Genomic DNA, 20,437 nt, shown 5'->3' with positions numbered 1-20,437 from the left:
CTGACCCCTCCGATCGAGTTGCGCCACCGGCGGCCCGCCGGTGCTGTCTAAGCAACTTACCGACTGGGACGGGGGTTCCCGCATGTCCATGGGGCGAAAGGGGGAAAGATGGGCCCCGTGAACCATCTGGAAGAAGTCGTCCTCGACCTCGAACGCCATTCGGCCGAGAAGGGCTGGGACGCCGCGCCGAGCCTGTACGCCCTCGTCCGCAGCGGCGAGCTCCGCCGGGCCGAACCAGGGCTCGCCGACCAGCTCCCCGCCGACCCCGACGCGCTCGTCCCCGTCGAACAGGACGCCCTCCCCGAACCCGACGACCTGGAGAAGGCCCTCGCCGGGATCGTCTGGCCCGACACCGTCGACGGGTGCGCCCTCGTCCTCGAACGGGTCGTCCTCCCCTCCGACGTCGAGGCCGAGATCCCCGGCGACGCCGCCGAAGCCCAGGCGTTCGTCGGCAGCCACCCCGCCCGCGAGGACGTGCGCATGGTCATCGGCGTCCTGCGCGGCGGCGCCCGGCTCTCCGCCATCCGGATGCGCAGCCACGACAACGAGGACGAGGTCCTCACCGGACCCGACCTCGTCCGCGCCTTCCCCGAGGCCCTCGCCGCCACCCTCGAGCCCGAGGGCGAACCCACCGAGGGGTAGCCTGCGGGACGTGAGCCACGACAGCATCGGCCGGGACGGTGTGATCAGGCTGATCGGCGTCCGCGCCGAGCCCCTGTCCGTGGACGAGGTCCTCACCGCCGTCGCCGCCCCCGGCGCCGGCGGCACCGCCCTGTTCATCGGGACCGTCCGCGACCACGACCACGCCCGAGCCGTCACCGCCCTCGGCTACACCGCCCACCCCACCGCCGCGGAACAGCTCCGCGCCGTCATGGACAAGGTCGCCGCCGACCACCCCGTCCTCGGTCTCGCCGCCGTCCACCGCGTCGGCGACCTGCGCGTCGGCGACCTCGCCGTCGTCGTCGCCGCGTCCGCCGCCCACCGCGACGAGGCGTTCGCCGCGTGCCGCCGCCTCATCGACGACCTCAAGGCGGACGTGCCGATCTGGAAACACCAGACCTTCGCCGACGGCGGGAACGAATGGGTCGGCGCGTGCTAACCCGCTCACCCGGGGGGTGTGGGGGGTCGGCCCCCCACAAAAGATCGCCCCGGACCGCATAGAGTTCCGGGCATGTCTCGTCGTGCCGCCACGCTCACCGCCGCGAGCGTGATCGTCCTCGTGCTCGCCCTCATCGGCTCCGTCATGAAAGTGCCCTACGTCGCGCTGATGCCCGGGCCCACGAGCAACACCCTCGGCACCAACGACAAGGGCCAGCCCCTCATCAGGATCGACGGCCGCCAGGTCTACCCCGCGTCCGGCCACCTCAACTTCACCACCGTCACCTACCGCGGCGGCCCCGGCGGACGCATCGACCTCCTCACCGCACTCCGCGGCTGGATCAAGGGCGACACCGCCATCGTCCCCGAAGAAACGATCTTCCCGCAGGACGAGTCGCCCAAGCAGGTCGACGAAGAGAACACCCGCCAGATGCAGGACTCCCAGCAGAACGCCGAAGCCGCCGCCCTCCACGAACTCCGCATCCCCGTCGCCACCCGCGTCGTCATCGACGGCATCCAGAAGGGCCGCCCCGCCGACGGCGTCCTCAAGCCCGGCGACGAGATCACCGCCGTCAACGGCACCAAGATCACCAACGTCGCCCAGGTCACCGGCACCATGGACAAGCACAAGGTCGGTGACACCGTCACCCTCGCCTACACCCGCGACGGCAAGCAGAACACCGCCACCCTCAAGACCGTCGCCACCCCCAACGGCGACCGCCCCGCCGTCGGCATCGTCATCTCCGACGAGTACAAGTTCCCCTTCAAGATCGACATCAGCGTCGGCGACATCGGCGGCCCCTCCGCCGGCCTCATGTTCTCCCTCGCCATTGTCGACAAACTCACCCCAGGCCCCCTCACCCAGGGCCGCTTCATCGCCGGCACCGGCACCATCACCCCGAGCGGCGAGGTCGGCCCCATCGGCGGCATCCAGCAGAAGATGATCGCCGCCCGCCGGTCCGGCGCCACCATCTTCCTCACCCCCAAGGACAACTGCTCCGACGCCAAGTCCGCCCGGCCCGACGGCCTCCGCCTCGTCCGCGCCGACACCCTCCACGGCGCCGTCCAGGCCATCAACGCCCTCACCAGCGGCAAAGGCCCCGTCCCCGCCTGCCCCTGAAACCCGTTCGCACCACCCCTCCCCATGCCATACACTTAACCCATCACCGCGGGGTGGAGCAGTTCGGTAGCTCGCTGGGCTCATAACCCAGAGGTCGCAGGTTCAAATCCTGCCCCCGCTACGGATCCGGATCCCCGTGGTCGGCCTTCGGCCTTCCGCGGGGATCCTTCGCATTTCGTCCGGGGGACGACCCCCGGACCCCCGGCTCCTCCGCCACCCCCACCCGCCCACCCCCGGGGCTTCGCCCCTGGCCCCCCTTGGTTGGGCTTCCTTCAAGTCTTGTTTTCTAGGTGGGGGGTCAGGGTTAGGGCTAGGTGGAGGGTTAGGCGGTCTTGGCCGTTTGTGAGGGTTAGGGACGTTAGGGCTTCTATGCGGTGTAGGCGGTGGTAGAGGGTTTGGCGGTGGATGTTTAGGGTTTCTGCGGTTTTTTGGGCGTTGCCTGCTTGGTCTAGGTAGGTGCGGGCTGTTTCTTGTAGGACGGGATGGTCTTGTAGGCGGTGGGTTCCCTTGGTTTGGGTTGCTTGGGCTAGGGCCTCGTCTCCTGCTGTTCTTAGGAGGCGTAGGGCGCCCAAGGTTGTCCAGTCGCGGGTTTCGCCTGGGGTGGCGGTGCGGGCGGCTACTCGGGCGCGTTGCCAGCCCTCGTGGACGTGGTCGAGGGTGGGGCAGGGTGTGTAGACGCCTGTTTGGACGGGGACGTTGCGTTCCTCCAGGATGCGGCGGGCTCGGTCGATGGTTGTGGATGTTTCGGCTGGGAGTAGGAGGACGTGGTCGCGTTGCCAGACCGTCGTCAGGGTGGAGTGGGGGAGTAGCCACGGGTTGAGGGGTTCGGGGCTTGGGGTGCGGAGGACGGCCACTGTGTAGGGCGGGTCGGAGATTCCAGCGTTGGCCAGGTCGTCGGCCGCCTGGGTGCGGACGTCCGGGTGGGTGGAGAGGAGGTCGGCCACCTTCCAGCCCAGGTCGTCGCGTTCTCGGGCCTGGCGGGCCATGAGGAGGCCCGCGCGTTCGCACAGGGGCATCGCTCGGGACGCTTGGGCGCTGGTTATTCGTTCCTGGTCGTCCAGGAGCCAGAGGTAGCCGTAGGTCACGTTGTTCCAGCGGACGGGGAGGCAGAGGCGGGCCAACTGGCCGAGTGTCTTGTCTGGCGGGATGCGGATCGGGCCGGTGGCGCGGGCTATGCCGTGGCGTTCGAAGCGGGCGCGGACGGCGGCGGTGGCGCGGCGGTGGAGGATCGAGTCCATCCGGACGGGGTCGATGGTGTCGCCGTGCGGGGCGTAGGCGACCAGGTGGAAATCGCGGTCCTCCATGGTGGCGGGGGCGCGGAGCAGGTCGGCCGCCTGTTCGGTGATCTCCTGGAGGTCCATCTGAATATTGTACGTTTGTATGAAGATCGGCTGCTCTGAAAGTGGCGTCTGGCTATACGGGGGGAGGGGTGGCGGCTTCTAGCGTGCAGGTGTTCCTCGTCGCTGGAGGTTCTGATGCTGAGCCCTTTGCTGCTTGCTGCCGCCCGTAGCGTGCGGACGCGTCGGCTTGTCACGTCCGTGCCGCTGACCAGGGGAGTCGTCGACCGGTTTGTCGCTGGGGAGGACCTGGACGCCGCCATTGGTGTCGCCCGTGGGTTGGGGGCGGACGGGCTGCGTGTGACTCTTGATCATCTTGGGGAGGACACCACCGATCAGGGGCAGGCACGGGCTACTCGGGATGCCTATCTGGAGATGTTCGCCGCCTTTGAGGAGCAGGGGCTTGCGGGGGGTGCCGACGCTTCGGTGAAGTTGTCGGCGCTAGGGCAGGTGCTTGGTGGGGACCTTGCTCTGGATAACGCGCGGGAGTTGTGTGCGGCGGCTGGACGGGTCGGGATGACCGTCACGCTTGATATGGAGGACCACACGACCGTCGACTCTACGTTGGGGATCCTCGGGAAGCTGCGTGTTGATTTCCCTTGGGTTGGTGTCGCTGTTCAGGCGATGCTGCGGCGTAGCGAAGGGGATCTCCGGGATCTGGCGGGGAGCGGGTCGCGGGTGCGGCTTGTCAAGGGGGCTTATGCCGAGCCTGCTTCGGTGGCCTTTCAGAGCAAGCGGGACGTCGACCTTGCTTATGTGCGGGGGCTGCGGATTCTGATGCGGGGCGACGGGTATCCGATGATCGCCAGCCATGACCCGCGGCTTATCGAGATAGCGCTCGCGTTGGCTTCCGAGCGGTCGCCCACGTCCTATGAGTTCCAGATGCTGTATGGGATTCGGACGGAGGAGCAGCGGCGGCTGGCCGAGACCCATCAGATGCGCGTTTATGTGCCTTATGGCGCTGACTGGTACGGGTACTTCATGCGGCGGCTGGCCGAGCGTCCCGCCAATCTTGTTTTCTTTCTTCGATCGTTCGTGTCCCGCTGACTCACAAGGAGGTTGCCTTCATGGACGCCGCGACCAATGTTCCGACACCGGTGAACGAGCCGGTGCGGGGGTACGCCCCGGGCAGCGCCGAGCGGGCCCGGCTCGAGGCCAGGCTCGCCGAGCTGACGGCCGAAGCGCCGATCGATCTGCCCATGACCATTGGCGGGCAGCGGCGGCTGGGGGCGGGCGCGAAAATCGCCGTTGTGCAGCCGCACAAGCACGCTTCTGTGCTCGGGACGTTCGGGACCGCGACCGAAGACGATGCGCGTGACGCCATCGACGCCGCGCTCAAGGCCGCTCCGGCCTGGCGGGCGCTGTCGTTCGACGACCGGGCCGCGATCCTGCTGCGGGCCGCCGACCTGCTCGCCGGGCCGTGGCGGGAGACCCTGCTTGCCGCGACGATGCTCGGACAGTCCAAGACCGTCCAGCAGGCCGAAATCGACAGCCCGTGTGAGCTGGTCGACTTCTGGCGGTTCAACGTGCACTTCGCGCGTCGGATCCTCGCCGAACAACCCATCAGCAGCCCCGGCGTCTGGAACCGGATCGACCACCGGCCGCTCGAAGGGTTCGTCTACGCCATCACGCCGTTCAACTTCACCGCGATCGCCGCCAATCTGCCCACCGCGCCCGCGCTCATGGGCAACGTCGTTGTGTGGAAGCCGTCGCCTACGCAGACGTATTCCGCGGTGCTTTTGATGCGGTTGCTTGAGGAGGCTGGGCTTCCGGCTGGGGTCATCAACCTTGTCACCGGGGACGGCCAGGCCGTTTCGGAGGTTGCGCTTCAGCATCCAGAGCTGGCCGGGATCCACTTCACCGGGTCGACGGCTACGTTCCAGCATCTGTGGAAGACAGTTGGGACGAACCTCGAGAAGTTCCGTGGATATCCGCGGCTGGTGGGGGAAACCGGCGGCAAGGACTTCGTCGTCGCGCATCCGTCCGCCGATGCCGCTGTTCTGAAGACCGTGCTGGTGCGCGGGGCGTTCGAGTATCAGGGGCAGAAATGCTCCGCGGCGTCGCGTGCCTATGTGCCGCGGTCCATCTGGGACGGTGGGCTCAAGGACGCACTCGCCGCCGAAACCGACGGGCTCACCATGGGGGACGTCGCCGACCTCGGCAACTTCATGGGCGCCCTCATCGACGAACGAGCCTTCGCCAAGAACAAGGCCGCCCTCGACCGCGCCCAAGCCGACCCCGACGTCGACGTCATTGCCGGAGGAACCTACGACGACAGCGTCGGATACTTCGTCCGGCCCACCGTCCTCGTCTCCGGCGACCCCGACAACGAGATCTTCCGCACCGAATACTTCGGACCCATCCTCGCCGTCCACGTCTACGACGACGACCAGTACGACGCCATGCTCACCCAGATGGAATCCGTCGCCCCCTACGCCCTCACCGGCGCCGTCATCGCCAACGACCGCGCCGCCGCCGCCCACACCGCCCACGTCCTCCGCTACGCCGCCGGAAACTTCTACATCAACGACAAACCCACCGGAGCTGTCGTCGGACAACAACCCTTCGGCGGCGCACGCGCGTCCGGCACCAACGACAAAGCCGGATCCGTGTTCAACCTCCTCCGCTGGACCTCCACCCGCTCCATCAAAGAAACATTCGTCCCACCGACCGACTACCGATACCCGCACATGGGCTGAACCGCCCCCGGCCGGCCACCCGAACCCAGTTTGCGCAACCACCCCCCGCCCCATACAGTTAACCCATCACCGCGGGGTGGAGCAGTTCGGTAGCTCGCTGGGCTCATAACCCAGAGGTCGCAGGTTCAAATCCTGCCCCCGCTACTGGTCTGGGGTCCGTGTGGTCGGGCGCTTTTGGCGCCCTTCCCTACGGACCCTTCGCATTTCGCCCGGGGGGACGACCCCCCGGAGCCCCCCGCTCCTCCACCACCCCCCACCCGCCCCCCCGGGGCTTCGCCCCTGGCCCCCCTCCCTGCGTGGTGTGGGTTAGGGTTTTCTGGTGCGGTGGGGATGGGGGTTTGTGCTTGATGTGGTCTGTGTGCTTGTGTTTGTTGGGATTGGGCGGGGGTCTCATGACGAGGGGGGCAGTGTCCTCGGGTTCCTTGGTGTGAGCTGGCCGTTTGTTGTTGGGGTTGGGGTTGGATGGGTTGTTTGTCGCGGGTGGCGGCGGGCGGTGGCTCTGGTGCCTACTGGGGTTGTCGTTTGGGTTTTGACTGTTGCTGTGGGGATGGGGTTGCGGGCTCTGGTTGGGCAGGGGACTGCTGTTGCGTTTGTGGTGGTGGCCGGCTTGTTTCTGGGAGGTGTGATGCTCGGGTGGCGAGTCTTGGCTCGGGTGGTTGGGGTCCGGTAAGGGCTGGTTTGTTGTGGGGTGTCTCCAAAAGTGGCTGTCTGCTCTTTGCCCTTTGGCGCGGTTGACCCTGGGCTGGCGTGCTGATGAAGTTACCGGCGAGTCACGTGGGTTGGCCGCGGGCACGGTGAGAGGGACACGATGGCATCTGCGCTGCGCGACTGGATGACCACGCCTGCTGCTGGACGCGGCATCTACCTGGCTGATGACGACGGAGGCTGGGAGTTCCGCGAGTATGGGGAGCTGGCCGCGGCCGCGCGGCGTACTGCGGGGGCCTTGATCGAGGAGGGCGTGCAGCCCGGGGACGTTGTTTGTGTCGTGCTGCCTACGGACTTCACCTGTATTGAGACTTATTTCGCGGTGTGGGCTGCTGGGGCGACTGTTTGTCTGATCACGCCGCCCCTGTTCCAGGACGGGGACGAGTATGTGGCGCATGTCGCGGCGATTCTGCGGCAGGCGGCGCCGGTGCTCGTTGTCGCGTCCAAGAGTCTCGCCGAGTACGCCGGGCGGGCCATGGATCAGGCGGGGCTCAGCGGGGAGCCTTGGCTGCCTCGGCAGGGGGCTGAGATCGCTGAGCTGGGGAGTACTGGGGAGTTGGCGCTTCTCCAGTTCACGTCGGGGTCCAGTGGGGCGCCTCGTGGGGTGATGGTCACCTGGGAGAACCTGGAGGCCAACTGCGAGATGATCTCGCGGGCCGCTGGGTTCGTGGGTGACGACTCCGCCGCGTCGTGGCTGCCGCTGTATCACGACATGGGGTTGATCGGGTGTTTCCTTACGCCGATCTCGTTGCAGGTGTCGTTGAGACTGATGCGGCCCGATCACTTCATCCGGGATCCCGCTCGGTGGATTCGGTGTTTTGGAGAGGCCTCGCATACGGCCGCGCCGCCGTTCGCGTATGCCTTCGCGGCTCGGCGGGTCAAGCCGGAGCAGTTGGAGGGCGTCGACCTGTCGGGGTGGCGGACGGCGATCGTTGGTGCCGAGCCGATCGACCCGCACGCGTTGGAGTCGTTCGCGCGGCTTGTGGAGCCGTTCGGGTTCTCGCGGACGGCGTTCAAGGCCGCGTATGGGATGGCGGAGACGACTCTGCTTGTCACGATGGACTGGGAGCGGCGCGATCCGCTCACTGTGCGTCCCGATCCCGAGTCGTTGGCGTTTGGTGAGCCTGTTCGGGTGCTGGAGGAGCACACGCTGGGCGCGTCGTCGCTTGGTGCCAAGGCGGGGTGGGTTGTCGGGTGTGGGATGCCCGAGGCTCGTGTTCCGGTGGTGGTTGTGGACGATGACGGGCGGGAGCTGGGGGAAGGGCTGCTCGGGGAGATTGTTGTGGGGGGTCCTTCTGTCTGTCCTGGGTACTACGCGGGGGCTGAGGGGCGGTCGACTCGGTTCGCTGACGGGCTTGTCTATACGGGGGACGCCGGGTTCTTCTACTCGGGGCAGTGGTTCGTGCTCGGGCGGATGGGCGACAGCATCAAGGTGCGTGGGCGGTCCGTCTACGTCGAGGATCTGGAGGCGAAGATCGCCGAGGCCAGTGGGCTCGGGAAGGGGCGGATCGTGGTGGTGGGCGTGCCCGGGGCCGGTAAGAAGGGGCTTGCTCTCTTCGCCGAGACCCGGGACGAGGCGTGGGTCGGTGATGTGCGGGAGATGCTGCGGCGGAGGCTGGGGGGCGATGTGGAGCTCACTGTGGTCGTGGGGGCCGGGCTGATCCAGCGGACGTCCAGCGGCAAGCCTCGTCGTCGCTACATGTGGGAGCGGCTGCGGGCTGGGCAACTGGACGGGGCGCGAGTCCTCTCCTGATTGCTTAAGTCGGTCGCGGCGGGACACGATGGCGTTGACGTTGTGAAAGGTCGACGATGCCGGGTTTTGTCAACGCGCTGCTCCGACTGGGGGGCCGCCTGGGCGCCACCGCCCAGAACGCAATGGAGGTCGCCCGGTTCGGCGGGTTCGACACCGGGGAGGACGCCTCGCCGTTCGAGGTGGTGACCGAGCAGCCCGTTTATCGGCTGCGGCACTACTTCACGAGTGGGGGCGGGCCCGTTGTGCTGCTCGTGCCGCCGTTGATGATCACGGCGGAGGTGTACGACATCTCGTCGCGGGTCAGCGCGGTGCGGGTGCTGCGGGACCTCGGCGTCGACCCGTGGGTCGTCGACTTCGGGGCGCCGGAGCGGGAGCCGGGCGGGCTGGAGCGGACCGTCACCGACCATGTGCTGGCGGTCTGTGACGCTGTCGACCGGATCCGCGCCGCTACCGGACGGGCCGTCCACCTCGCCGGGTACTCGCAGGGCGGCATGTTCGTCTACCAGGCGGCGGCGTACCGGCGGGGTGAGGGCATCGCTTCGGTCGTGACGTTCGGGAGCCCTACCGATATCGGTGCGGCCCTTCCGTTCGGGGTGCCGGGCTGGCTCGCCGGTGGGGTGCCCGACTGGGTGCTGGGCGGGTTCGCGGTGCCGGGGTGGGTGACTCGGTTCGGGTTCCAGGCCTTGAGTCCTGTGAAGTCGGTGCGGTCGCGAGTTGATTTTGTGTTGCAGATGCATGATCGGGAGCGGCTCGCGTCCAGGGAGCGGCAGCGGCGGTTTCTGGAGCGGGAGGGGTGGGTTTCGTGGCCCGGTCCGGCGTTGGCGGAGTTCGTGCGGCAGTTCGTTCAGCACAACCGGATGCTGACCGGTGGGTTTGTGATTGGCGATCGGCTCGTCACGCTGGCTGACATCAGCTGCCCTGTGTTGACGTTCGTGGGGGAGACGGACGAGATCGCGCCGCCGCCTACTGTGCGGGGGATTCGGCGGGCGGCACCGCGTGCGGACGTGTACGAGGCGTCCTTGCAGGCTGGGCATTTCGGGCTTGTTGTCGGTGGGCTCGCTGTCGCGCGGACCTGGCCCGCCGTGGGTGGGTGGGTTCGGTGGCTTGAGGGCGAGGGGGAGCTGCCGGAGATCGTGGTGCGGGTGGACGGGGATCGGGACGTCGCGTCGGCGGGGGCGGTCGGGGGGCGTGTGGCGTACGGGCTTCAGCTTGCCGTGGGCGCCGGTGAGGGTGCTGTGCGAATGGCCTCGCGGCTGGTGGACGGGGGTCGGCAGTTCACCGGCGCCGCCGCCCGGAACCTGCCACGGCTGGCGCGGTTGGAGCGCATCCAGCCGGACACCCGAATGTCCTTGGGGCTGCTTCTGGACGAGCAGGCCCGGCGGATGCCCGGTGAGGTCTTCTTTCTGTACAAGGGACGGCCCTATACGTATGAGGCGGCTGCTCGTCGTATCGACGCCATTGTGCGCGGGCTGATTTCCATTGGCGTGCGTCAGGGGGACGCGGTCGGTGTGTTGATGGGGACGCGGCCCACGGCGCTCGCGCTCGTGGCGGCGTTGAGTCGGCTTGGCGCCGTTGCCGTGTTGCTGCGTCCTGATGGTGACCCGGCGGCCGAGGTTCGCGTGAGCGGGGTTCGGCGGGTGATCGTTGATCCCGAGCATGTTGACGTTGCTGAGCGGTTGGGTGGCGTTGAGGCTTATCTCCTCGGGGGGCCTGGGAAAGGCCCGCGCGGGTCGTTGGTGGATATGGAGGACATCGACCCGGAGACGGTGGAAGTTCCCGGCTGGTATCGGGCGAATCCTGGGCGGGCCGGTGATCTCGCGTTCGTGGTGTTTCGCGGTGAGGGCGAACGGGTGCGTGCCAGCCGGATCACGAACCGGCGGTGGGCGCTGTCGGCGTTCGGGACGGCGTCGTCCGCGGGGCTGTCGCCGTCCGACACCGTGTACAGCGTCACGCCGCTCCAGCACCCGTCCGCGCTGCTGATGAGCCTCGGCGGCGCCGTCGCGGGTGGGGCCCGGCTGGCGCTCGCCGCTCCTGGCGACGGAGACGACGGGATCGACCCGAAGGTTTTCTGGGACGAGGCGCGCCGGTACGGGGTGACCGTCGCGTCCTACACGTGGTCGCTGCTGCGCGACCTGGTCGACGCGGCGCCGGACCCGGCGGAGCGGCATCACGCCGTCCGGCTGTTCATCGGCTCCGGGATGTCGCGCGGGCTGTGGCGGCGTGTCGAGGAGCGGTTCGCCCCGGCCCGGGTGCTGGAGTTCTACGCCTCGACGGAAGGCGAGGCGGTGCTGGTCAACCTGAGCGGCAAGAAGCTCGGGTCGTTGGGACGACCGCTGCCCGGTAGCGCGCGGGTGCGGCTCGTCCGGTACGACCTGGAGGCTGGACGGCTGGAACTCGGGGCCGACGGGTTCGCGGTCGAGTGTGGGGCCGGTGAGGTCGGCATGCTCCTCGCGCGGGTGCGGTCCCCTGGGGCGGGTGTCGGCCTGCGGGGCGTGTTCGCGCCCGAGGACGCTTGGATCGTGACCGGCGACCTTTTCCGCCGGGACGCGGACGGCGACTTCTGGCTCGTTGGGGCGGAGAGCGAATTGATTCGTACGGCTGGTGGGGTTGTGCCGCCTGGGCCGATCCGGGACGCGCTCAGCGACCTTCCGGGCGTCGATTCCGTCGCCGTCTATGGGATTCCGGCTGGGGAGTCGGAGCTGGTCGCCGCTGCTGTCAGCCTGCGTGATGTGGGCGGGGCCGCGGATCTGCCGAAGGTGTTGGGACGGTTGGAGGTTGGGCTGCGGCCCGCTGTTGTTCGGGTGGTGGATGAGGTGCCCTTCACGGCTGGGCGGCGGCCACGGACGGCGCCCTTGCGTGAGGAGGGCGTTCCCGTCCCTGATGGGAGGGCGTTCTACCGCGACAAGGCGGGCGCGTATCGGTTGTTGACAGGTGCGGCTCGGCGGCGCCTTCTCAAGGGGGTCCGATGACCGCAGCGGAGCGAGGATCTTCAGGGCCCTTCTCCGGGGGTCTGGGGGGCGTCCCCCAGAAGGGCAGGGTGTGATGGGGGTTCTTGCCGCACCTCCGGCTGGGAGTGGGTTGAAGGGGGTTCCTGGTGTGGGTGGGATTCCCTTTATTGGCAGCACTTTCGCTGTGATGCGGGATCCGGTCGGGATGGCTCGGAAGCGGTATGCCGAGTACGGGCCGGTCGCGTGGGGGTGGCTGCTCGGACAGCGGACGGTCACCGTGCACGGGCCCGAGGCCGCCGAGGCCGTGCTCGTCGATCGGGACAAGGCGTTCGCCAGCGGGCCCGCGTGGAGCTACTTTGTCGGGCCCTTCTTCAACCGAGGGCTCATGCTTCTGGATTTCGAGGAACATCTGCATCACCGGCGCATCATGCGGCAGGCGTTCACTCGTCCTCGGCTGCGCGCCTATATGGACGCTATGGCGCCCGGCGTCGTCAAGGGTGTTGGGGCGTGGCAGGTCGGGCCGGGCTTCACGATGTACGACCATTTCAAACGGCTCACTCTCGATCTGGCCGTGGACGTGTTCATGGGCGTTGAGTTGGACGACGCCGAACGTGCGCGCGTCAATGGGGCGTTCATTGCCGCTGTGCGAGCCGGGACGGCTTACGTGCGCTTTCCCGTCCCTGGGCTGCGTTGGCATCGGGGGCTGCGGGCCCGGAGAGTGCTGGAGGAGTTCTTCCAGCGGCAGTTGCCCGCCAAGCGGCGGGACGGCGGGGACGACCTGTTCGCCGCGTTGTGCGCCGCCGAGTCCGACGACGGGCGGCGGTTCACCGACGCCGACATCGTCAACCACATGATCTTCGCGTTGATGGCGGCGCACGACACGACCACCATCACGCTCACGTCGATGGCGTACCACCTCGCCCGGTTTCCCGAATGGCAGGAACGGCTCCGCGACGAGGCGCTGGCGCTCGGGACGGACGACCTCGCCTACGCGGACCTCGACGCCCTCACCGGCATGGACATGGTGATGAAGGAGTCCATGCGGCTGGTCGCGCCGGTGCCCGCGCTGCCGCGCAGGGTCGTCAGGGACACGTCCATCCTCGGCTTCCACATCCCGGCGGGCACGACCGTGGTGGTGCCGATGCTCAGCAACCATCGCATGGCCGACTGGTGGCCTGATCCGGACACGTTCGACCCCGGGCGGTTCGCTCCGGAGCGCCGCGAGGACAAGGTCCACCGGTTCGCGTGGTCGCCGTTCGGTGGGGGAGCGCACCGGTGCGTCGGCATGTACTTCGCCGGGATGCAGGTGAAGTCGATCATGTATCGGCTGCTGCGGCGCTACCGGTGGAGCGTCCCCGACGGGTACGTCATGCCCCTGGACACCACGTCCCTGCCGTCGCCGAAGGACGGTCTGCCCGTCCACCTGGTCGTCGCCTAGAACGTGGCGGTCACGTGTTCCGCGATGGCCAGGCTGGACGTCGCGGCGGGGGACGGAGCGTTCCGAACCGTGATGACGGGGCCGACCCGGCCGATGCGGAAGTCGTCCACCAGGGAGCCGTCCGCGTCCACGGCCTGCGCGCGGACACCGGCGGGTGCGGGCGCGACGTCCGATGCCGTCAGTTCTGGGACGAAGCGGCGTGCCTCCGCGATGAACGCCCGCTTCATCGCCGAGCCGTACAGTTCGCGTGCGCCCGTCCGCCAGTGTTCGCGGGCGAGGCGGCGGAAACCGGGCCAGCGGACGGTCTCCCACACGTCCGCCGGGCGGATGTCGCGCCACCGGTAACCCTCCCTGGCCAGGGCCAGGACGGCGTTCGGGCCGATGTCCACGCCTCCCCCTACTCGCCGCGTGAAGTGCACGCCGAGGAACGGGTAGCGCGGGTCGGGGACGGGATAGATCAGGCCGCGGACCAGGTCCGTCCGGGACGGGACCAGGCGGTGGTACTCACCCCGGAACGGGATGATCGCCGGTGCCGCCGCGTCGCCCGCCAGCCGCGCCACCCGGTCGGACTGGAGGCCCGCGCACACCACCAGGCGGTCGAACGTCAGCCGGTCGTGCGGGGACGTGACCGTGACCCGGTCGCCCGCCCGGCCCAGGCGGACCACCTCGAAGCCGAGCCTGATCTCGCCGCCCGCCGCCGTCACGTCCTCGGCGAACGCGCGGGCCACCGCCGCGAAATCGGTGATCGCGGTGGTGGGGGAGTGCAGCGCGGCGACCCCGGCCGCGTGCGGTTCGAGCTTACGCAGCCCGGCCGCCGTCAGCCGCCGCAGCCCCGGGACGCCGTTCGCGGTCGCGCGGCGCTCGATCTCGTCCAGGGCGGCCACTTCCGTGGCGTCACGGGCCACGACGATCTTGCCGCACTCCTCGTACGGGAGATTCCGGTCAGTGCAATATTCCTTGAGCCTGACGATGCCACGGCGGCACAGGGTCGCCTTCAACGAACCCGGCGCGTAGTAGAGGCCCGCGTGGGCGACGCCGCTGTTGCGACCCGTCTGGTGCGCCGCGATTCGGTCCTCTTTGTCCAGGACTGTGACTTTCGCATCCGGGCGTGTCTCCGTCAGGCGGCGGGCGATCGCGAGCCCGAGAATGCCCGCGCCGACCACGCCGACCTGTACGTCCGCCACCCCCGCACCCTAGCGGGCGGGGTCAGCTCCCCAGCCGCTTGCGGCCCTGGTTGCGCACCCGCTTGCGCTGGGACGGGTCGAGCATCAGGTAGCCGACGACCGGCGTTCCGAGCACCCCGAGGATGATCAGGGTGGTCAGCCACCAGGGGAAGATGAACAGTGTCAGAAGGCCGACGACGACGCCGCCGATCACGAACTTTGTCTGGGTCGACATCTGGTACCTCCGATAGCGGGCCGCCCAACCGTACAACGGCCGTTCGGCGACCGCTGTTCCACGATATGTCGCGAGTCAACCCGATGGCCACCACCGGGAGCCCGGATACGCGGGTCGTCGAACGCGCAGGTCGCCAAATGCGCGGGTCGTCAGATGCGCAGGTAGTTCAGATGCGCAAGTAGTTCAGATGCGCAAGTAGTTCAGATGCGCAAGTAGTTCAGATGCGCAAGTAGTTCAGATGCGCAGGGAGAGTTGGCCTCCGCCCAGGGTGCGCAGGACCTCGGCGTGCAGCTTGCCGTTCGTGCAGACGACGCTGCCGCCGTCCGCGCCCGGCTCGCCGGACAGGTCGGTGAACGTGCCGCCCGCCTCCTCCACGATGACCTGGAGCGCGGCGAGGTCCCACAGCGACACCACGGGCTCGGCGGAGATGTCGACGGCGCCCTCGGCCACCATCATGTGGGACCAGAAGTCGCCGAACGCGCGCGTCCGCCACACCTCGCGGGTCAGGTCCAGAAAACGGTCGAGGCGACCCTGCTCCTCCCAGCCGCTGAGGCTGGAGAACGACAGGGAGGCGTCCGTCAGCTCCGACACCGACGACACGGTCATCCGGCTGGCGCGGGTCAGGCTGCGGCCCGTCCAGGCTCCGCCGCCGCGCGCCCCCCACCAGCGGCGGTTCAGCGCGGGCGCCGACACGACGCCGACGACGATCTGGTCGTTCTCCATCAGTGCGATCAGCGTCGCCCACACCGGGACGCCCCGGACGAAGTTCTTCGTCCCGTCGATCGGGTCGATGATCCAGCAGCGGTTCCCGAAGCCCGTCCGGCCGAACTCCTCGCCGAACACCGCGTCGCGCGGGCGGGCCCGCTTCAGCGTGCCGCGGATCTGCTCCTCGACGCTGCGGTCCGCGTCGCTGACCGGCGTCAGGTCCGGCTTGGTCTCGATGTCGAGATCGAGGGCGCGGAAACGCCTTGTCGTGATGTCGTCGGCCCCGTCCGCCAGCACATGCGCGAGACGAAGGTCATCGGAATAGCCCGCCACGGCGTGCAACGCTACCCTGAGCGCCGCCGGTCCAGACACACTTACCCGGCCGTTCCGGCTTTTCGGTCGTCCGTGTCGGGCGCGCCGTGGCGTTCCAGCCCGATTCGCGGCCTGGGTGATGGCAGCATGGGGCGCATGGCGCACGACCTTCCCGCGTGGGTGGCCGAGCTGACCGACCCGCGCCGGGCCGAGACGCTCGACGAGCTCGCCGACCGCCTCGTCCCGCTGGCCGAGCACGCCATCGACGTGTCCCGGCGGCTCCAGTCGCAACTGAACGAGCTCAACGACCCGTTCAAACGCGAGGCGCTGTACGGGCGGGTGGAACGCTTGAAGGCGCGCGTCGGCGAGGCCCTCGACGAGATCACCGCGGAGATCGCCGCGTCCGGGGAGGAGCGCATCGACCGCGTCGTGGCCGACTGGGCCGGGCGCGCCGAGCCGACCGAGCGCGGGGTGCGCGAGCGCGAGCTGCGGCTCCGGCTGGACCGTGACATCGTCCCCGTTCTGTCGCAGCGGCAACGCGACGTCGCCGAGCGGGTCGCCGAACGCAGCTCCACGGCGCTGGAGGACGCGACGCAGACGCTGCTGACCCGTGTGGAGGAGCTGGCGAAGGCCGTCACCGACCTGATCCACGACGTGCTGCCGCTGGCCCGGGAGGGGCTCGCGCTCGCCGGCCGGATCTCGACGCTGTCGGGCCAGGCCCGCAAGGCCGGACGTGGACCGATCCCGGACGAGCTGAAGGACGCGGGCGCCGAGACCGCCCGCGCGTTCGACGAGGCCGTCGCGCGGCTCGAACTGGAGTGGGCCGCGCTCGGGGCCCGGTCCGCCGGGGTGCGGGCCGCGTTGCGCGGCGCGGAGGAGAGCGCGTTCAGCCGGGTCACCGAGGAGATGACCCGCTGCGTGGAAGAACTCGCGCCCGACCACATCAAGGCGCTGAACGACGCCGAGAGCCGGGCGCGGAGCCTGTTCGACGAGCCGTCCAACGGCTAGCGCGTTCACCCGGTGCCGCGCAGCGTTGCGAGGAACGTGGTGTAGACGGGGACGGACGCGTCCCAGTGGTCCTGGCTCGTGCCGAGAAGCACCTGGTAGATGGCACTGTCGAACTTGAACACGCGGATGCGGACCCGGCGGGCGACGCCGTCCTTGGCGAAGGTGAACTCCGCCTCGGCGGCCAGGTCTCCCTGGTAGGGGACGTTCCGGTCGAACCGCACCTGCGTGAACCCGGGGTACTGGTCGGTGTCGTCCTTCATCTTGCTGAGCGCGTCGGCGAGGCCGTTCCCCGGGTCGGCGAAGGTGGTGGACGCGATGCGCTGGATCGCCAGGCCCCCGTCCGTCGGGCTCCGGAACGTGACGTCGTCTCCGTCGCGTTCGTCCTTCCAGTCCTTCGGGATCGCCGCGACGAAGGCCGACCCCTGGTACTGGCGGTACCCGGGTGGGACGTTCCCGTCCTGTGACTGCGAGGCCGACACCGGTGGGGACGTCGTCGTGCCCGCGCCTTCGCCATCGTCGTCGCCGGAGTTGATGAACATCACGACCGCGACAACGGCGGCGACCAGCGCCACGGTGAACACGCCGCCCGGGACGATCAACTGCCAGGGCACGCGCCGGGACGTGGCGGGCGGCGGCGGAGGGGGGAAGGCCGAAGGGACGGTCGGCGGCGCCACCGGTGGCGGGAGCGTCAGATTGTGCGGCGCCGCGACGGAGGCGTCCATGGCGACCTGGCGGAGCAGCCGTCCGGCGTCGTCGGGGGACATCCGCCTCTCGGGATCCTTGTGGAGCAGGCCGTGCAGGACGGGGGTGAGGGGCCCGGCGAGCCGCAGCGGGTCCGGGTCATCGGACAGGACGGCGGCCATCACGCCCCACACGTCGGGCCGCCGGTACGGGGGACGGCCCTCCACGGCGGCGTACAGCGTCGCGCCGAGGGACCACAGGTCCGACGCCGGGGTGGCCTTCTGGTGGCGGGCCTGCTCGGGCGCCAGGTAGGCGGGCGACCCGACGATGGCGCCCGCCTGGGTGAGGGTCTCGTCACCGGCGACGGTCGCGATGCCGAAGTCGGTGAGGACCGCGCGGCCCGGCGGCAGCAGGACGTTGCCCGGCTTGACGTCGCGGTGCACGACCCCGGCGGCGTGCGCGGCGCGCAGCGCGTCCAGCAGGTCGGCGCCGATCGCCGCGACCCGGGCGGGCGGCAGCGGGCCCTCGCGGGCGATGAGCTTGTCGAGGCTCTCGGCGCGGACGAGCTGCATCACGATCCAGGGGCGGCCGCCCTCCTCGACGACGTCGTGGACGGTCACGATGCCGGGATGGTCGAGCCGCGCCGCCGACCTCGCCTCCCGGAACGTCCGCGCGTAGGTCCGTTCGACCTGCGCGTCGTCCAGGCCCTGCGGCAGCGACACCTCCTTGACCGCCACCTCGCGGCCGAGCGTGCGGTCGCGGGCCCGCCAGACGGCGCCCATCCCGCCGCGCCCGAGCACCTCCACCAGCTCGTAGCGCGCTGCGATCAATTGGACCATGGAAGGCGACGATACCGACGCGAGCCGGGCGAGTCGCCCCGTTCGCTCGGCGTTACTCGGCGTCACCCTCGCGGGCGGCGAGCAGGCGGCGCAGGGAGTCGAGGCGGGCGCGGCTGGCGTGCCCGTCGGCGACCCAGCCGTCGAGCCCGCAACTGTCCTGGAGGTGGTCGCAGAGTGGCGGGCAGCGTTCCGCCGCGCCCTCCGCCAGGTCGTCGAACGCCTCGATGACGTGCTCGGGCTTGACGTGCGCGAGGCCGAAGCTGCGCACGCCGGGGGTGTCGATGATCCAGCCGTCGCCGTCCGGCAACTCCAGCGCGATCGCCGACGACGAGGTGTGCCGCCCGCGGCCGGTGACCGCGTTGACGTGGCTGACGGCCCGTTCGGCGTCCGGGACGAGCGCGTTCACCAGCGTCGACTTGCCGACGCCCGAGTGGCCGACCAGCACGCTCGTCCGTCCGGCGAGGTGGCCGCGCAGCTCGTCCAGGTCGCCGCCCCGGCTCGTCACGACGTACGGGACGCCCAGCGGCGCGTACTCGGCGATCAGGGCGTCGGGGCCCGCGAGATCGGCCTTGGTGAGGCACAGCAGCGGGTCCATCCCGGCGTCGTAGGCGGCGACGAGCTGCCGGTCGATCATGCGGGGCCGGGGCTCGGGGTCGGCGAGCGCGGTGACGATCACGAGCTGGTCGGCGTTCGCGACGACGATCCGTTCGAACGGGTCGCTGTCGTCGGCGGTGCGGCGCAGCGACGACGTGCGCGGCTCGACGCGGACGATGCGGGCCAGGGTGTCCGGGGCGCCGGACACGTCCCCGACCAGCGCCACCCGGTCGCCCACGACGACGCCCTTGCGGCCCAGCTCACGGGCCCGCATCGCGGTGACGCCGCGTTCGTCGCCGGTGCCGAGGGCGACGAGACAGCGGTACCGGCCCCGGTCGACGGCCGTCACGAACCCGGACGAGGCGTCATCGTGCGCCGGACGCCGCCGCGTGCGCGGCCGCGACCCGCGCCGCCCGGGGCGCACCCGGACGTCGTCCTCGTCGTAGTCGCGCGTTCGTCGTGCCAGTGTCCTGTCCCTGCTCTCAGTCGGGCGCGAGCATCGACGCCCACAGCCCGGTGAAGTCCGGAAGAGTCTTGCCCACGGTGCCCGGGTTCTCCACCTCGACGCCCGGAACGGCCAGGCCCAGCACGGCCGCCGCCATCACCATCCGGTGGTCGTCGTAGGTGTGGAACACGCCGCCGCGCAGTTTCGCCGGCCTGATCTCCAGCCCGTCGGGCAGCTCCCGGACGTCGCCGCCCAGCCCATTGATCTCGGTGACCAGCGCGGCGAGCCGGTCGGTCTCGTGGCCGCGCAGGTGCGCGATGCCCGTCAGCCGGGACGGCGAGCCCGCGAGCGCGGCGAGGGCGGTCAGCACCGGGGTCAGCTCCCCGACCTCGTGCAGGTCGGCGGAAAGGCCCCGGAACTCGCCGGTGCCGCGCACCGTGAGCCCGTCCGGGCCGCTCGACACCTCCGCGCCCATCGCGGCGAGCAGTCCGCGCAGCGCGTCGCCGGGCTGCGTCGTGTCGGACGGCCACCCGGGCACCGTGACGCGGCCGCCGGTGACGAGCGCGGCGCCGAGGAACTGCGCCGAGTTCGACAGGTCGGGCTCGATGACCTTGTCGCCGCCAAGCAGGGGGCCCGGCGCGACCCGCCACAGGTCGGGTTCCGTCTCGACGGTGGCGCCCGCGTCCCGCAGCATCCGGACCGTCATCGCCAGGTGCGGCGCCGACGGCACGGGCGGGCCCTCGTGCCTGACCTCCACGCCCTTCTCGAAACGCGGCGCGGCCAGCAACAGCCCCGACACCAGCTGCGACGAACCCGAGGCGTCGATCGTGACCGGGCCGCCCGGCACGGCGCCCGTCCCGTGGACGGTGAACGGCAGCGCGCCCCGGCCGCCGTCGTCGATCGTGGTGCCGAGCGCCCGCAGCGCCGTGATGATCGGGCCCATCGGACGTTCCCTGGCGCGCGGATCGCCGTCCACGGCCACCTCGCCGGACGCCAGCGCCGCGACGGGCGGCAGGAACCGCATCACCGTCCCGGCGAGGCCCACGTCGACCTGCGCCGGGCCCGCGAGATCACTCCGACGGACGCGCCAGTCGCCGCCCTCGTCGGTGACGCCCACGCCGAGGGCGCGCAGGGCGGCCGCCATCAGGTCGGTGTCGCGGCTGCGCAACGGCCGCACGATGTGGGACGGTCCGCCCGCCAACGCGGCCAGGATCAGCGCCCGGTTCGTCATCGACTTGGACCCGGGCAACGGCACGACGGCGTCCACCGGCGCGTGCGCGACGGGGGCGGACCAGGACGGAGACGGCATGATCCAAGGCTATCCGGGCGAGCCTCTGTGGGGGACGGTCCCTCACAC

The 20,437-nt window shown here is 69.9% G+C and carries 17 protein-coding genes and 2 tRNA genes; 12 read left to right on the top strand and 7 right to left on the bottom strand.

Going from position 1 to position 20,437, the window contains the following annotated elements; genetic code table 11:
• Positions 1–108 precede the first annotated feature (108 nt).
• From ABD808_RS32805 to ABD808_RS32790, 4 genes are all read left to right on the top strand, one after another.
• Positions 109–642, top strand: a complete 534-nt coding sequence (locus ABD808_RS32805) for a PPA1309 family protein (RefSeq protein WP_344905340.1) — start codon at positions 109–111, stop codon at positions 640–642.
• Between the two features lie 10 nt (positions 643–652).
• Positions 653–1,099: a molybdenum cofactor biosynthesis protein MoaE gene (locus ABD808_RS32800; RefSeq protein WP_344905335.1), complete on the top strand. Its 447-nt coding sequence runs from the start codon at positions 653–655 to the stop codon at positions 1,097–1,099.
• Between the two features lie 72 nt (positions 1,100–1,171).
• Entirely contained in the window at positions 1,172–2,218 is a 1,047-nt protein-coding gene (locus ABD808_RS32795; protein ID WP_344905331.1) for a YlbL family protein, read from the top strand.
• 47 nt (positions 2,219–2,265) lie between these two features.
• Positions 2,266–2,339, top strand: a tRNA-Met gene (locus ABD808_RS32790).
• A 151-nt stretch (positions 2,340–2,490) separates the two neighbouring features.
• On the opposite strand, the gene ABD808_RS32785 is transcribed toward ABD808_RS32790, so the two are convergent.
• Positions 2,491–3,579: a PucR family transcriptional regulator gene (locus ABD808_RS32785; protein WP_344905328.1), complete on the bottom strand. Its 1,089-nt coding sequence runs from the start codon at positions 3,577–3,579 to the stop codon at positions 2,491–2,493.
• A gap of 114 nt (positions 3,580–3,693) precedes the next feature.
• Here ABD808_RS32785 and ABD808_RS32780 point away from each other — a divergent pair, with 114 nt between their 5' ends.
• From ABD808_RS32780 to ABD808_RS32750, 7 genes are all read left to right on the top strand, one after another.
• Complete coding sequence (locus ABD808_RS32780; protein WP_344905324.1) at positions 3,694–4,602, top strand: proline dehydrogenase family protein; 909 nt, start codon at positions 3,694–3,696, stop codon at positions 4,600–4,602.
• 20 nt (positions 4,603–4,622) lie between these two features.
• A complete protein-coding gene (gene pruA, locus ABD808_RS32775; RefSeq protein ID WP_344905321.1) occupies positions 4,623–6,254 on the top strand; it encodes an L-glutamate gamma-semialdehyde dehydrogenase in 1,632 nt (543 codons plus the stop codon).
• Between the two features lie 70 nt (positions 6,255–6,324).
• Positions 6,325–6,398 (top strand) — tRNA-Met (locus ABD808_RS32770).
• A gap of 175 nt (positions 6,399–6,573) precedes the next feature.
• Entirely contained in the window at positions 6,574–6,924 is a 351-nt protein-coding gene (locus tag ABD808_RS32765; protein WP_344905317.1) for a DUF3054 domain-containing protein, read from the top strand.
• A gap of 138 nt (positions 6,925–7,062) precedes the next feature.
• Positions 7,063–8,712: an AMP-binding protein gene (locus tag ABD808_RS32760; RefSeq protein ID WP_344905313.1), complete on the top strand. Its 1,650-nt coding sequence runs from the start codon at positions 7,063–7,065 to the stop codon at positions 8,710–8,712.
• Between the two features lie 56 nt (positions 8,713–8,768).
• Complete coding sequence (locus ABD808_RS32755; RefSeq protein ID WP_344905309.1) at positions 8,769–11,681, top strand: AMP-binding protein; 2,913 nt, start codon at positions 8,769–8,771, stop codon at positions 11,679–11,681.
• A 73-nt stretch (positions 11,682–11,754) separates the two neighbouring features.
• The gene (locus ABD808_RS32750; protein WP_344905304.1) at positions 11,755–13,098 is read left to right on the top strand and encodes a cytochrome P450; all 1,344 of its coding nucleotides are present in this window, start codon (positions 11,755–11,757) and stop codon (positions 13,096–13,098) included.
• Here the strand turns inward: ABD808_RS32750 and lhgO are convergent.
• The 3 genes from lhgO to hisN form a co-directional block, all read right to left on the bottom strand.
• Positions 13,095–14,282 carry an L-2-hydroxyglutarate oxidase gene (gene lhgO, locus ABD808_RS32745; RefSeq protein ID WP_344905299.1) on the bottom strand — a complete coding sequence of 396 codons (1,188 nt, stop codon included), beginning with the start codon at positions 14,280–14,282 and terminating at the stop codon, positions 13,095–13,097. The two genes, ABD808_RS32750 and lhgO, sit on opposite strands and share 4 nt — an antisense overlap.
• A 22-nt stretch (positions 14,283–14,304) precedes the next feature.
• Positions 14,305–14,496, bottom strand: a complete 192-nt coding sequence (locus tag ABD808_RS32740; protein ID WP_344905295.1) for a hypothetical protein — start codon at positions 14,494–14,496, stop codon at positions 14,305–14,307.
• A 234-nt stretch (positions 14,497–14,730) separates the two neighbouring features.
• Entirely contained in the window at positions 14,731–15,534 is an 804-nt protein-coding gene (hisN, locus tag ABD808_RS32735) for a histidinol-phosphatase (RefSeq protein ID WP_344905291.1), read from the bottom strand.
• A gap of 135 nt (positions 15,535–15,669) precedes the next feature.
• On the opposite strand from hisN, the gene ABD808_RS32730 reads away from it, so the two are divergent.
• Positions 15,670–16,521: a hypothetical protein gene (locus tag ABD808_RS32730; RefSeq protein WP_344905287.1), complete on the top strand. Its 852-nt coding sequence runs from the start codon at positions 15,670–15,672 to the stop codon at positions 16,519–16,521.
• A 5-nt stretch (positions 16,522–16,526) separates the two neighbouring features.
• Here ABD808_RS32730 and ABD808_RS32725 read toward each other — a convergent pair whose 3' ends face one another.
• The 3 genes from ABD808_RS32725 to aroA are packed head-to-tail and all read right to left on the bottom strand — an operon-like array spanning position 16,527 to position 20,389.
• Complete coding sequence (locus ABD808_RS32725; RefSeq protein ID WP_344905282.1) at positions 16,527–18,041, bottom strand: serine/threonine-protein kinase; 1,515 nt, start codon at positions 18,039–18,041, stop codon at positions 16,527–16,529.
• Positions 18,042–18,093: 52 nt separating this feature from the next.
• Complete coding sequence (gene rsgA, locus ABD808_RS32720; RefSeq protein WP_344905278.1) at positions 18,094–19,059, bottom strand: ribosome small subunit-dependent GTPase A; 966 nt, start codon at positions 19,057–19,059, stop codon at positions 18,094–18,096.
• A 58-nt stretch (positions 19,060–19,117) separates the two neighbouring features.
• On the bottom strand, positions 19,118–20,389 hold the full coding sequence (aroA, locus tag ABD808_RS32715) for a 3-phosphoshikimate 1-carboxyvinyltransferase (protein WP_344905275.1): 1,272 nt from the start codon (positions 20,387–20,389) through the stop codon (positions 19,118–19,120).
• Positions 20,390–20,437 lie beyond the last annotated feature (48 nt).

This window comes from Actinomadura meridiana (assembly GCF_039537545.1).
In the GTDB taxonomy this organism is placed as follows: domain Bacteria; phylum Actinomycetota; class Actinomycetes; order Streptosporangiales; family Streptosporangiaceae; genus Spirillospora; species Spirillospora meridiana.
The sequence above is the reverse complement of the archived record's forward strand: the minus strand, read 5'-3'. Positions and strand labels throughout refer to the sequence as shown.

Bases quoted from the DNA above. Each gene is read 5' to 3' on its own strand.
- ABD808_RS32760 (WP_344905313.1), top strand. From the start codon at position 7,063: ATGGCATCTGCGCTGCGCGACTGGATGACCACGCCTGCTGCTGGACGC.
- ABD808_RS32780 (WP_344905324.1), top strand. From the start codon at position 3,694: ATGCTGAGCCCTTTGCTGCTTGCTGCCGCCCGTAGCGTGCGGACGCGT.
- pruA (WP_344905321.1), top strand. From the start codon at position 4,623: ATGGACGCCGCGACCAATGTTCCGACACCGGTGAACGAGCCGGTGCGG.
- ABD808_RS32795 (WP_344905331.1), top strand. From the start codon at position 1,172: ATGTCTCGTCGTGCCGCCACGCTCACCGCCGCGAGCGTGATCGTCCTC.
- ABD808_RS32750 (WP_344905304.1), top strand. From the start codon at position 11,755: ATGGGGGTTCTTGCCGCACCTCCGGCTGGGAGTGGGTTGAAGGGGGTT.
- ABD808_RS32805 (WP_344905340.1), top strand. From the start codon at position 109: ATGGGCCCCGTGAACCATCTGGAAGAAGTCGTCCTCGACCTCGAACGC.
- ABD808_RS32740 (WP_344905295.1), bottom strand. From the start codon at position 14,496: ATGTCGACCCAGACAAAGTTCGTGATCGGCGGCGTCGTCGTCGGCCTT.
- ABD808_RS32785 (WP_344905328.1), bottom strand. From the start codon at position 3,579: ATGGACCTCCAGGAGATCACCGAACAGGCGGCCGACCTGCTCCGCGCC.
- ABD808_RS32755 (WP_344905309.1), top strand. From the start codon at position 8,769: ATGCCGGGTTTTGTCAACGCGCTGCTCCGACTGGGGGGCCGCCTGGGC.
- ABD808_RS32730 (WP_344905287.1), top strand. From the start codon at position 15,670: ATGGCGCACGACCTTCCCGCGTGGGTGGCCGAGCTGACCGACCCGCGC.
- ABD808_RS32725 (WP_344905282.1), bottom strand. From the start codon at position 18,041: ATGGTCCAATTGATCGCAGCGCGCTACGAGCTGGTGGAGGTGCTCGGG.
- aroA (WP_344905275.1), bottom strand. From the start codon at position 20,389: ATGCCGTCTCCGTCCTGGTCCGCCCCCGTCGCGCACGCGCCGGTGGAC.